We start from the raw sequence: 13,073 nt of genomic DNA on the forward strand, positions 1-13,073 counted from the left end.
TGTGTTTGTCCTGGTGCGACTCAACTGGAAAGTGCGACAGCACTGCGACCGCTATTCCATAAATCGAAATAACGCCCGCTCTGGGCCAGCAGTTGTTCGTGTGTACCCATTTGCACAACTTGGCCCTGGTCAAGTACAAGGATGGCGTCGGCGCCGGTAACCGTTGCCAGTCGATGTGCGATGATGAGCGTGGTGCGGCCGACGGTGAGGCGTCGTAAAGCTTCCATCACGATGCGCTCGGTAAATGCATCCAGACCGCTGGTGGGTTCGTCCAGAATGACGATAGGCGCATTGCGTAACATGGCCCGCGCGATCGAAACACATTGGCGTTGCCCTCCGGACAATGTCGCCCCGCGTTCTCCCACCAACGTGTCATAGCCCTCTGGCAAACCTTCGACCAGTTCGTGAATGCCCGCCGCCTGCGCCGCGGCGATTGCCTCGTCGCGACCCGCGCCCGCCAGACCGTAGGCAATGTTTTCCCAGATCGCACCGGAGAACACCAGCGCTTCCTGCAATACCAATGCGACCTGGCTGCGCACGAAATCCAGCGCCAGTTCACGCAGATCATGGCCGTCCAGCATGACCTGGCCGCTGAGCGGGTCATGGAAACGCGGAATCAGACTCACCAATGTGCTCTTGCCGGCACCGGTCGCTCCGACGAGTGCCACCGTCTGGCCCGGTTTGACGTGGAATGAAACATTCTGCAATACCATTTCGCCAGGCTGGTAGCCGAAACTCACCGAGCGAAACTGCAATTGCCCTTTGCAGGTAGATGGAATGAGCGCATCGGGTGCTTCGCGGATTTCCGATGCTTCCGAGAATACTTCGCCCAGACGCTCCGCTGCTGCCGAAGATTTGCCGACCACACCCGCTATCTTGGCAAACTGCCGGACCGGAGAAGCCATGCCGCGCAGGTAGGCAAGAAACACCAGCAATTCGCCCGCCGTAATGCTCCCCGCCAGCACCCGGGTAGCGCCATACCAGACCGCCGCCCCAGTCGCCAGAGCCATCACCAGACCCACCAGCGGTGTGAACTGCACCTGCAAATCGCTCGCTTCCAGGGTGGCATCCAGGCTTTTCTCGGCCTGTTCGGCAAAGCGCTCATCCTCGTGCGCTTCCCGGCCGTAGGCTTGCACAACGTGGACATTGGCAATGATCTCCTGCACTTTACCCCACAGTTCACCTTCTTTCTGGCGCGCACGCCGGAAGGCAATCCGCAGACGCGCGCTGTAACGTTGCATGATGAACAGGAGCAAGGGCACCACCGCCATCACCACCAGCGCAAAACGCCAGTCAACGATCAGCATGACGACGATCATTCCAATCATGGTCAGCAGATGCGCAGACAGATTGGTTCCCGCCGACACCACGAAATCCTGCAGCGTCTGGATGTCGCCGCCCAGCCGGGCCATGATGTCGCCGCTTTTCTGGCGACGATGGAAGGACAGGGAAAGCCGCTGCATGTGGGCAAACAGATCGCGCCGTATGTCGAAGATTGCGTGCTGTCCGGTACGCAACAGCAATCGGTTGCCCCAATAGCTGAGCGCAGCATCCATTAAACCCAGTGCAAGCATGGCTATCCCAAGGGTATTGAGCAGCGCCAGGCTATGGCTCGGGTCAGGCAAAAAACCGCTCAATCCATGCGGCAGCGGTTTCCGGAATATGACGCTGTCAATAATGAACTTGAGCGGCCATGGCGCAAGCAGGAGCACGACAGCCTTCGCTGCCATGAATAAACCCGCAGCACTGAGCGCAGCTGTATACGGCCGCAAATAGCCGCGCAGATCCCACAGCGAAAACGTACGGCGTCCCGCTGTACCGACTTCTGTCATCGCCCGCTACCGGCTGCGCGGGGTGCGTGGGGTGCGCGCAAACGCATCATGATTTCAGTGGCACGCAAGGCCGTCTTGTCCCAACCGAAATCTTCACGCGCTGCCGCAGCTGCCGCGCGACTCATGGCTCGCAGTCTGGGTACATCATTCAGCAATTCAATCACCTGATTTACGAAGATGTCACGATCGCCGGGCGGATACAGCAGGCCCGTCACACCGTCCTGCAGCAGGTCAGTCAGTTGGCCAAGCCGTGGGGCGACAACCGGTCGCCCGGCAGCCAGGGATTCGACCACTTTCAGGGGTGAGAAATAGAAACCATCCTGCGCGGTATAGGGTGCCACCGTGATATCCATGGCGGCCAGGTAAGCAGGAATATCGGCATGCGGGATACGCCCGGTGAGGATGACCCGTCCATGCAGTTGTTCGCGCGCTACCCTTGCCTGCAGGTCTATCAGGGCGGGACCCTCTCCCACCAGCAGCAAGGCTGCATCGGGACGGCGCGTCAGGATGTCGGTAAAGGCATCGAGCAGAAAATCCAGGCCATGCCATGGCTTCAGGCTGCCGATAAACCCGATCACCGGTCTGCCGTCGAGTTCGTAACGCTCACGTACCGGCCCGCCGTCCACGCCGGGATGAAAGCGGCTGGTGTCCACCCCATTGGGCAACACGGTGACGCGCTCGCCCAACGCGCCGCGCGCCAGCGCGTGTTCCCTGACCGCTGCAGACACCGCGATGACATGGTCGGAACGGCACAGGGTTTCAGTCTCGGTTGCATCCGCCAGTGCTTTCAGACGCAGCCCCCGGAAGCGTTCCTGCTCTTCCGCCAGCGGCGCATTCACTTCGAGCATCAAGGGAATATTCAGAGCGGTCGCAACCTGTCCCCCTGCCCGGTGAAACAGCGCATAACGCTCATACAGCAGATCCGGCTGGACACCGGCCTGGTCCAGCGCCCTCAGCACGCGCGCGGCCAGTTTGCGGTCGCAGGCGAGCTTGCCGAGTTCGCGGTGCAAAGTCTGATCTTGTTCCTCATTTCCCATACCGAGCTGCGCCGCTTCCAGCGCCATTTCGTCCGCGCTTTCATCCGGGGGCAACTCGATCATGCGTACCGGAGGACAAGGATTCCCGGTGCCCTGTTTGGCGCACAATAGCGTCACCTCATGCCCCAGTCCGGCCAGGGCGGAAACAAATTCGCGCACATGGACCGAGGCGCCCTTGTCACCCAGCACAGGAATGCCGCGATCGGCACAAAGATAGGCGATTTTCATCAGCGTGCACCTACCTGAAGCAAGGTTTGCACGGCCTTGGTGGTCTCCCAGCATTCGAAGCTGTCCTCCATTTTGCGGCGCGCTGCCACAGCCAGACTTTGGCTTTTGGCCGGATCGTTTAACAGGCGTTCTATTGCATCTGCCAAGGCGGCCGGATCCTTGGGTCCCACCAGCAGTCCGGTGTGTCCATCCTCAACCAACTCGGGGATACCGGAAACACAGGTCGATACCACCGGCAAGCCGGCAGCCATGGCCTCTGCCAGGACATTGGGAATCCCGTCCCGGTCACCGTCTTCCATGACTTGCGGGGAGAGCGCAAATACACTGGCTTGACCATAAAATGCAACCAGCCGGTCATGCGCCATCGCGCCGAGCAGGGTCACTGTGTCTTCCAGACCAAGCTTGCTGATTTGGCTCTCCAGTTCACCGCGCAGCGGCCCCTCACCCACAATGGCACAGCGAAACTTGACGCCGCGCGCTTTCATCGACTGGCAAGCCGAAACCAGATCATTCAGGCCTTTTTTCGGCACCAGACGACCGACCGACAAGATCAGCGGAACCGACAGGGCGATGGGGATAATCTTCGCAGCACGGCTCCCGTCATTTGTTGCTGCCTTTGCGTTAGCCGTGGGAAAGGGGAACGCAGCCAGATCGATACCATGATAGACCAGATGAATTTTGTGCCAATCCTGTTGTGGCAGGAAACTCTGCAGGTATTCAAGGTTGTGGCGCGTGCAGGTCAACACAAAGCTTGCCGAATCAATGCGCCGGCGCAGTACTTTTTTCGGCGTCAGGTAAAGATCCTTGGCATGCGTGGTAAAGCTGTACGGAATATTGCACATCACGCTCACCAGACGGGCGACGATGGCTGGCGCATTGGCAAAGTGCGCATGCAGATGCTGGATCTGCTGCTGGCGGCAGGCAACAGCCATGTATCCGGAACGCAGGAATTGTTTCCATACGCTAAACGGGCGGCGTGACAGCATGGACCACCAAAACGCCAGCCCGACCGCGTGTATATAGCGCAACGGTGCCGTCAACAGCATCGCGGCATGCGCCTTGGCTACAGCCGGAATTTTCGCCGCCCAGGCCTCGGGAAAATAGGTGACGGGCGCCTGCAGTTCCTGCACAGCCGGATGCGACAGTGCCTCTTCGGGACGCATCAGCGAGAACACATGCAGTTGCGTACCCAGCCGCTCCAGCGCGCGCATCTCATTGAGAATAAAAGTTTCCGAAAGGCGTGGGTAGCGCTTCAGCATGTAACCAATGGTCCGGGTTGCAGTCTGGGTCATAGCGTTGCTCCGATCGCGGACATGCGGTTGATGCCAAGCAGATCGTCGAGGGTGCTGCCAACGCGGTGAACTCCGCCAAGATCCACGGCATTCCAGTCATTACGGGGTGGCTTGGCGCCCGCCAGCGCGCCCAGAACCAGATCCGCCAGACGCGTGACCAGGTCCTCCTCCGGCTGTATGGCCCATGCCAGACCCAAATTGCTCAGCAGCGTCGCGCGCAGGCATTGCTCCATGCGCGGCGCACCACGCGGTACCAGAATGGCGGGCTTTTTGGCGACGAGAATCTCTGCGGTAGTGTTATATCCCGCCATGGACACCACCAGATCCGAGCTGCGGATCAATTCCGCCAGTTCTGTGGTAAACAGGATGATGCGCACGTCTGGCCGTTGTGCGGCGGCCAGTTCAAGTGCACGTTGTTCCTCTGCAGCCATGAGCGGACCGGGTACGACGATGCTTTGCGCGACATTGTGCGGGATACGATCCAGCGCACGCAGATAGGCGCTGAGCAAAGGGTAACCATCGCCGCCGCCGCCGGCTGTGACCAGAACGACTGGCAGGCCGGGGACCGGTGTGGCTCCCTGAAAACTGCCCAATGTGGAGATCACTTTGCTGTCGTTACGGGCAATGTATCCGCAGTAACGTATCTTGGCCGCAATAGAACCGGGAATATCGTATTCACGCACCAGATCGAACAAGTGCCGGCTGCCATACACCAGGATGTGATCGTAAGCGGTTTCAAGCAATTGATAGATGTTTTGCTCGCGCCACTGGCTGCGCACTGTTTCCGCGCTGTCGATAATGTCGCGTAAGCCGAGCACAGTACGCGTTGCCGGCATTTCTTCGCGGATGAAAGTCAGCGCTTCCAGCAACTCTCCCTTCATGCCGGCAGGCGCATGATCGATCAGGAAGACATCGGGACGGTAGCGGATAACCGACTCCAGAATCACCGCTTCACGACGTTCTTTTACCGTTGCAAAACTGAACGAGCTATCCCGTGACGCATACTCTTCCGCACCCGTTTTGACGACGGGTGGCATCGCCTGTACTTGCAAACCGGCAGGCATGGGCCACGATTCCACCACAGGCGAACCCGTCAGCAACAATGCAGAAAAAGGCTGGCTGCGTCGCAACAGATGGGTGGCAATTGCCAGATTGCGTCGTAAATGACCGAGACCGAAGGTGTCATGGGAATACATCAGTACCCGCGGTCTCGTACTGGGTACAGGTATGTATCTGGGTGTTACGGGCAAATGATGTAGTTGCATGAGTAGAGCCAGCTCCACTTTAGGTTTGAAAATCACACGGACTGATCAATTGCACGCTTCCAGAACCAGCCCTACCCGGATTGCCATTGTTTTGGCATGATCCAAAAACAGATTTCAGGGATACCAGCGCAATAGACGTGCCAAACCCGGACGCAAGTCGATAAACATGCGTATCCGTATGTTTAATATTGAATAATCAGAAGGCTGTGGGGGACTTCAAGGAATAAAACAGGGAAATAAAAGCCTGCAAATAATGTCTCACTGCAAAAATCGCAAACAAATATTGCGGGTTGGAGGAAATAGCTATTTTGGGCAGGAAATATCGGCACCTGATCCGCTTACGTGGCCTTTTGCATTAATCACCAACAAGACGGTTACCCGCTTGTCGGCGTCGCAGTAAGGTACATAGCCAATGGCGCCTGGTGTCTCGGCGACGAAACGGAGAACCGCTTCTTCCGAGGACAGCACATAGGGTGGCAATATCCCGTGAAAGTAGCGGTCATTCCAGTACTGTTCCAGTTCTTCCGGCGCATGGCCCAGAACAGCTTTTGAAAAGGCACGTCGGGCAGGATTATCGGCCGGCAGATTGACCGGTTGAATTTTGGTACCGTCCTCCCAATAATTCCTTTTTCGCCGGTATATCGCCGCCAATTCGCCTTTACTCATGCTCAATTTGGAGTGAGTGGCCTGCACGATCACTGCCAGAGGCTCCTCAGCGGCCCAGCCGATGGAAATGGCGCATCCTCCCCACATCAACAGGATGAATGTTGCGCGCAATAATGAGCCGGATCGCACGGATTAGAAAAGCACGCTAATCGAGGACAGGAATCCTTCAGGGGCATTGATCTGATTGTTTACCCCATGAACAAATTCCACTTTCAATACGGATGTCGGAGTAATGCGGAACGCAAGTCCGGCAACCCATAGATTCACGCCGGGCAGCGCCCCAGCCTGGTGAAAATATTCATACCTGCCAACCCCATACAGCCTTTGCGAGAGTGGTGCAACAGCCTGGATAAACAGGCCCTTTTCATCCCATGACCTGCCTCGACCGGAAAACCGGTAGATCGCTTCACCGCTTAGCTCATAACGATCTCGCGACCAGAGGTAATCGACACCAAACAGGTTTTTTCTGTCTCCAGCATTACTTTTTTGAGTGAAATTGGCATATGAGAATCCTAGCTGGCTGGAGTCTCCCATAGCGTAAGAAACATGCAAACCGTACGCAGAGTCAAATGGATCCTGACTGGAATTGCCACGTATTTGCTGTCCGCTGGAGGCGTACAGTGAATAATCTAGTTCCTTGCCCAATCCGGTGCTGGTCCCGTAAATCATTGCGCCGGTAGCATAAGTAGGAAAAGGACGATTCGTGACCAAGGGACGTGAGGTGGTCCAGACCAGCGGATCCGCATGGATGAGATTCCAGTGCCCAACTGGCGTCAGAAATTTCCCCAGACGGAAATTAAGCTGTTCGGATTGCGCATAATCAAAATAGGCGCGTTCGAATGCCAAGGACCTCTGGCCGGTAGTCAATTTTCCCGGCCGCTTGAAGACCAGCGCATCTTCCAGACTCAGCTCGGAAAAAAACTTGAGTTTCCCGGCACCTTCCCAACCGACAAACAGGCTGAGATCTTCGGTGGTGAATGACCACGGCTTATGCTTTTTTATCGTGAAATCCTCAGTGGCATAACCGCCCAGGGTGAAGCCAGTTCCAGGTATTTGCCAGCCGCGCTCCAGCTGCAGATGAGGCTCGGTCGGTACTGGCTGCTCTGCACGCGTATTGATACAACCCAGCATGAGCGCCACAGAAACAATTAAAGCTGAGCGAAACGCCCGGTGGCGCATGGCATCCATCTCCCTGCAAGGCAAGACAAAAAATCGGTTATTGTGACCACTTTGCTTATACTTTAGCCTAAGTAACGACCAAACCCATAGTCGGCTTTCTTTCTCGTGACAATACGGAAAACTCTAGTTGTGGCGTTCCTGCTGGCTAGCCTGGTGCCCGCTATCGCCCTGACCTACCTGGCCTTTGTCAAAACGCAACAGGCCATGCAGGCTGAAATTCAGCAGACGCTCCTGGTACAGGCAGCCACTGTTTCCGCGGATATCGACAAGATGCTGTTCGAGCGTTTTCAAAACGCGATCACATGGAGCCATCTTGAGGTCATGCAGGATATTTACGTAAAGGACATTGATAAGCGCCTGTCCGCCTTTCTGACCGAACTGAAAACCGGCTACCAGAACGTTTATCGCAACTTGTATTGCACCGACGAGAGCGGCATGATCGTTGCCAGTAACAAGGCAGCCGCCATCGGGACCATACCTGTCTCGCAACAGCCCTGGTTGCATGCCACACTGCCAGGCGGTCGCGTTGTCCTGGATGTTCCGGACGGCAACACAATGAACATCCGCTCCAGCATCCCGTCGAAATTCGGTAGCGGCAATCTGGGAGAACTTGTGCTGTCCTTCGACTGGACACAAATCTTCCAGATTCTGGACCAGGCAGCGAAAGATGGGCGTATGGTCGCCATACTGGACCACAACGGGAAAGTCATCGCAGCGTCCAGAGAGCTGAGACAGCAAGGCTTGCTGATGAGCAGGAAATTTCTGCCATGGCTATCCAACATTCCCAAAAGCGGTGTCGAAATCGTCGATGGATCTCCCCTGCATACCTCCCGCGTCATTATTGGTTTTGACCGTTCGCACGGTTATGAAAATTTTTCCGGCCTGGATTGGACAACGATAGTCATACAGCCGCTTGATCAGGCACTTCAGCCCATTCACCGGCTGGCTATCATATTTCTCGGCTTCCTGCTGGCAACCATCGTGATTGCCACGTGGATTTCCCTATGGGTGGCAAACAATATAGCCCGGCCCATCGTGGCGCTCACTGCATTCACGCGCCGGTTTATTAACGAAAAATCTCTGCCCCCCTCCCCTCCTGTATCGAGCGGAGAAGTGGGGGAGCTCACCACCACATTTGTCCAAATGGTTGAGGATCTCGATCAATCCAGACAACATCTTGTCAGGGCATCACGCTTCGCTGTCATGGGTGAAATGGCTGCGGTCATGGCTCACGAAATCAGGACTCCGTTGGGGATATTGCGATCATCATCACAAATGTTGAAGCGAGAGCCTAATATCAGCGATGAAGCACGCGAGCTGATCGGTTTCATCGAGAGCGAAACGGACAGGCTCAACCGTCTGGTTTCAACCATGCTGGACAGCACCCGTCCACGCCTGCCCAGTTTTCAGCTGACAAACGTCCATGCGCAGATTCACAATTGCATCTTGATGCTGGCCGCGCAAATCCAGACAAAAATGATCCAGGTTGAAGAGTCATTGCAGTCCTCTGATCCTTATTGCGAATGCGATGCCGAACAGATGACGCAGGTATTCCTGAACCTGTTTATGAATGCCCTGCAAGTGCTGCCGGAGCATGGAAAAATAACCGTAACCAGCCGCAGCGAACCCGAAAAAATAATCATCGAAATTGCCGACAATGGCCCTGGCATTGCGAAGGAAGAACGCGACAAAATTTTCGACTCGTTTTTCCACAAACGTGAAGGCGGTATCGGATTGGGGCTGGCCGTGGTCCAGCAGATCGTGTCTGCGCATGGAGGAAATATCACAGTGAGCGAAAGCCGGTGGGGCGGTGCCTTATTCAGAATATCGATCCCGAGAAAATTGAGCGAACAATCATGACCGGACAACAAATCCTTATCGTCGATGATGAAGCACGAATGCTGCGTGTCCTCGAAATCATGCTGCAAAAAATGGGACACGATATTTCCTGTGCCAGTAATGGAATGGAGGCACTGCAGAGCTTGCAGGAAACACCGGCCGATCTTGTCGTCAGCGACCTGCGCATGCCAGGGATGGACGGTATCGAATTGTTGAACCAGCTCCGCGCCCAGGGTAATAACGTTCCCTTCATCATCATGACAGCTCACGGCACGATACAGAGCGCCGTGGAATCAATGAAGCTGGGCGCATGTGATTACATCCTGCGCCCCTTCGATATGGAAGCGCTCGAGCTGTCGATCAACCGGATACTTGCGACCGGACGAATATTGCGTCAAAACGATTTTCTGCGCCGCGAGCTGGAAAAAGGATGGGAAGGATTTATCGGTGATAGCCCGCTCATGCACAAGGTTTACGAGCAGATACGGCTGGTAGCGCCCAATAAAACGACTGCGCTGATCACCGGCGAAACAGGCACTGGCAAAGAGCTGGTCGCGCGTGCAATACATCGGGCTTCACCCAGGCGGGACAAATTATTTGTGCCGATCAATTGTGCGGCGATCCCCGCTGACATGCTGGAAAGCGAACTGTTCGGCTATGAAAAAGGAGCGTTTACCGGTGCGCATAAAGAGCGCATTGGCAAGTTTGAACTGGCTCATGGAGGTACTATTTTTCTGGACGAACTGGCAGAAATGCCTGTCGCGTTGCAGGCTAAACTGCTCCGGGTTTTGCAGGAAAATGTGATTGAGCGCCTGGGTAGCAATCGCAGCATCCCGATAGATATCAGAATCATTGCTGCCACCAACAGAGACCCTCAAGCTGCCATTGCCGAAAACAGGTTGCGGGAAGATCTGTACTATCGCGTGAATGTTTTCTCGCTTGAACTCCCTCCGTTGCGCGACCGCAAGGAAGATATACCTGCTTTGATCCATCATTTTATTGCCGAATTTTCGAAAGGTGGTTCTTCCATTCCAAAAATTACCGAAGACGCCTTATCCAATCTACAGCAATACGCATGGCCGGGTAACGTACGGGAACTGAGGAACGTGATCGAACGCGCTATTGTCCTGAGCGGTGGAAAGCAGCTGGATATGACTCATTTTCCGCTTGGAGCGCATGCGACGAAAGAAAAAACACCCTTGCAGGATATTCTGTCTTTTGACGGCATGTCATTAAACTGCGCTATTGAAACCCTTGAAACCAAAATGATCGCCGCTGCATTGCACAACACTGAAGGCAACAAAACCAGGGCCGCACGGTTACTGGATATCAGCGAGCGCTCGCTTTGGTACAAGCTTAAGAAATATCATCTGGAATAAGCAAAGCCGTCCAGGTATTTTCCAGAATAAAAATTTCTTGACACATCCATACCGGTTGGTATGATTCGGCTATGGACACCAGACAATCCGATCTGACACGCGACAGAATTCTGCACGCTGCGTTCGATGAAATCCATCGCAACGGCTTTCAGGCGGCGAGCATCGCCAATATTCTTGGCGACACGGGATTGACCAAGGGCGCGCTGTATCACTATTTCCCGGCCAAGCATACGCTCGGCCTCGCGGTGATTGACGAGGTGATCCGGGAAGGACTGGAAGAAATGGTATTCCGCCCGCTGCGCGAAGCGGAGCAACCGGTAACTGAATTGCTGAATATCATGCAGCGCAAGGCCGAACATGCCGACGATGACACCATCCGCCTGGGCTGCCCGCTGAACAATCTGATGCAGGAAATGAGCCCGCTGGATGAGGCGTTCAAGGCACGCCTGACTCTGATACTCAAAGCCTGGCAAAAGGCCATACGCAACGCACTGGAAACCGGGCAGCGCCAGCGCCAGATCCGGGCCGATGTCGATTGCGAAGCCGCTGCGCTATTTATAGTGTCGGCCTGGGAAGGCTGCTGGGGCGTGGCCAAGAACATGCAATCGGTAAAGACCTTTAGATTATGTATAACGCAATTGCAGGATTACGTTCTGAGCCTGGGCCCCCGATCCAGACCCAGGAATAAGCAGACTCAGTGAAATCGACGCATGCAGCGCGATTTTATTTGGGCAACAACATACCGGATGGTTGGTATGTATTCGTGAGTTGTCAATTCAAGGAGAAGCAATATGCCTATCATTCAAACTATAGCCAGCGACCAAGCAACAGGCAAAGTGGCTGAAATTTACCGTCAGATTGAAAAGGCTTTCGGACGCGTGCCGAATGCCTTGCAAATGAGCAGCAGCAGCCCCGGGATGCTCGAACAGCAATGGCAATCGATTGGCTATTACATGAATCATCCCACCCTGGGTTTTCCGCTGCTGACCATGGTGCGCATGCTGGTGTCGCAGGAAAATCACTGCGATTACTGTGTCGGGTTCAACGCCGCCATGCTGATCAACCAATGCGGCCTGACGCCCGAACAGGTTGCCCTTACCAAGCAGAATCCGGCGCAAGCGCCTTTGGCAGACAAGGACAAGGCGATGTTGCTGCTGGTGCTGAAAGCCGTATCCACGCCCGAAGCCGTCAATGCGGCCGATTTGCAGAAACTGCGCGATCTAGGCTGGAGCGATGGCGACATTCTGGATGCGGTATCGCACGGCGCGAGGAATAAGGCCGCCGATATCATTTTCAATACCTTCAAAATCGAAAACGATTTCTAGACTGGAGGCTGGACATGAACTTCGATAAAGAACTGGATGCGGCGGTTTGAATTGCCCGCTACCAATACTGCGTACCAAAAAATCGCTGGCTGAGTTGAGTACGGGACAAATATTGAAAATCTCGGCCACCGACCCGGGCGCGGTGAAGGATTTTCAAGCCTTCGCCAAGCAGACCGGCAACGAGTTACTGTCTTCAGCACAGAACGATGCCGAATTCGTGTTTTTCATGAAAAAGAAGTAATCCTGAAAAAAACAAACCAGTCCACGAAAGGCACGAAAGACACGAAATAAATCATTCATCTTTTTGGTGATAATCTACAGCTTGTTATCTCTTTGAATAATTTCGTGCCTTCGTGCTTTTCGTGGATAAATCGCCTTTTTATGGATTATTCGTTTTTAACCAAGGAGAAAGCAATATGAATGTCACCACCGCAATTGAAACCCGCCGCTCCTTCAAGACGTATGATCCCGACCACCGCATGACCGAAGCGGAAATCGACAAGCTGCTGTCGCTGGCCATGCTCGCCCCCACTGCATTCAATATCCAGAACTGGCGCTTCGTGCTGGTGCGCGATCCCGAACTGCGCAGTGAAATCCGCAAGGTGGCCTGGGATCAGGCGCAAGTGACCGACGCCTCCCTGCTGATCGTGCTGTGCGCCGACACCAAATCCTGGGAAAAGGATACTGCGCGCTATTGGCGCAATGCAGCACAGCCGATACAGGAGTTCATGGTTCCCGCCATCGGCCAGTATTACGCCGGCCGGGAACAGGTGCAGCGCGACGAGGCCATGCGCTCATGCGGCATCGCGGCAATGACGCTGATGCTGGCGGCCAAAGAAATGGGTTACGACTCATGCCCGATGGACGGCTTCGACTTCGAGGCAGTGGGCAAACTCATCAACCTGCCGCAGGACCATGTGATCACCATGATGACGGCAATCGGCAAGGCCACCAAAGATGCGTGGCCGCGTGGCGGGCAATTGTCGATGAACGAAGTGGTGATCAACAACCATTTCTGATGCTGTCCAGCG

At 55.1% G+C, this 13,073-nt stretch carries 11 protein-coding genes and 1 pseudogene; 6 read left to right on the forward strand and 6 right to left on the reverse strand.

The annotated features are described in order from the left end of the window. Window positions 1–20: 20 nt before the first annotated feature. The 6 genes from ACFDAU_RS09635 to ACFDAU_RS09660 form a co-directional block, all read right to left on the reverse strand. Entirely contained in the window at window positions 21–1,832 is a 1,812-nt protein-coding gene (locus ACFDAU_RS09635) for an ABC transporter ATP-binding protein (protein ID WP_413436717.1), read from the reverse strand. Beyond that, window positions 1,829–3,097, reverse strand: coding sequence for a glycosyltransferase family 4 protein (locus ACFDAU_RS09640; RefSeq protein ID WP_413436718.1), 1,269 nt, complete (start codon window positions 3,095–3,097; stop codon window positions 1,829–1,831). Before ACFDAU_RS09640 ends, ACFDAU_RS09635 begins: the two co-directional genes overlap by 4 nt. Then, entirely contained in the window at window positions 3,097–4,389 is a 1,293-nt protein-coding gene (locus ACFDAU_RS09645) for a glycosyltransferase (RefSeq protein ID WP_413436719.1), read from the reverse strand. The genes ACFDAU_RS09640 and ACFDAU_RS09645 overlap by 1 nt, the downstream gene beginning before the upstream one ends. Continuing rightward, on the reverse strand, window positions 4,386–5,585 hold the full coding sequence (locus ACFDAU_RS09650) for a glycosyltransferase family protein (RefSeq protein ID WP_413436720.1): 1,200 nt from the start codon (window positions 5,583–5,585) through the stop codon (window positions 4,386–4,388). The genes ACFDAU_RS09645 and ACFDAU_RS09650 overlap by 4 nt, the downstream gene beginning before the upstream one ends. 372 nt (window positions 5,586–5,957) lie before the next feature. Next, window positions 5,958–6,320, reverse strand: coding sequence for a hypothetical protein (locus ACFDAU_RS09655; protein ID WP_413436721.1), 363 nt, complete (start codon window positions 6,318–6,320; stop codon window positions 5,958–5,960). Between the two features lie 132 nt (window positions 6,321–6,452). After that, on the reverse strand, window positions 6,453–7,508 hold the full coding sequence (locus tag ACFDAU_RS09660) for a hypothetical protein (RefSeq protein ID WP_413436722.1): 1,056 nt from the start codon (window positions 7,506–7,508) through the stop codon (window positions 6,453–6,455). Between the two features lie 120 nt (window positions 7,509–7,628). On the opposite strand from ACFDAU_RS09660, the gene ACFDAU_RS09665 reads away from it, so the two are divergent. From ACFDAU_RS09665 to ACFDAU_RS09690, 6 genes and pseudogenes are all read left to right on the forward strand, one after another. Then, the gene (locus ACFDAU_RS09665; protein ID WP_413436723.1) at window positions 7,629–9,359 is read left to right on the forward strand and encodes an ATP-binding protein; all 1,731 of its coding nucleotides are present in this window, start codon (window positions 7,629–7,631) and stop codon (window positions 9,357–9,359) included. Then, entirely contained in the window at window positions 9,356–10,717 is a 1,362-nt protein-coding gene (locus ACFDAU_RS09670; protein ID WP_413436724.1) for a sigma-54-dependent transcriptional regulator, read from the forward strand. Before ACFDAU_RS09665 ends, ACFDAU_RS09670 begins: the two co-directional genes overlap by 4 nt. A 71-nt stretch (window positions 10,718–10,788) precedes the next feature. Then, entirely contained in the window at window positions 10,789–11,418 is a 630-nt protein-coding gene (locus ACFDAU_RS09675) for a TetR/AcrR family transcriptional regulator (protein WP_413436725.1), read from the forward strand. A 90-nt stretch (window positions 11,419–11,508) separates the two neighbouring features. Then, window positions 11,509–12,042 (forward strand): carboxymuconolactone decarboxylase family protein, encoded by a 534-nt coding sequence (locus tag ACFDAU_RS09680; protein WP_413436726.1) that lies wholly within the window; start codon window positions 11,509–11,511, stop codon window positions 12,040–12,042. Between the two features lie 14 nt (window positions 12,043–12,056). Then, window positions 12,057–12,283 (forward strand): annotated as a pseudogene (locus ACFDAU_RS09685) (sulfurtransferase TusA family protein). A gap of 175 nt (window positions 12,284–12,458) precedes the next feature. Continuing rightward, window positions 12,459–13,061 carry a nitroreductase family protein gene (locus ACFDAU_RS09690; RefSeq protein ID WP_413436727.1) on the forward strand — a complete coding sequence of 201 codons (603 nt, stop codon included), beginning with the start codon at window positions 12,459–12,461 and terminating at the stop codon, window positions 13,059–13,061. Window positions 13,062–13,073 lie beyond the last annotated feature (12 nt).

It is taken from the genome of Sulfuriferula sp. GW1 (assembly GCF_047300855.1).
In the GTDB taxonomy this organism is placed as follows: domain Bacteria; phylum Pseudomonadota; class Gammaproteobacteria; order Burkholderiales; family Sulfuriferulaceae; genus Sulfuriferula.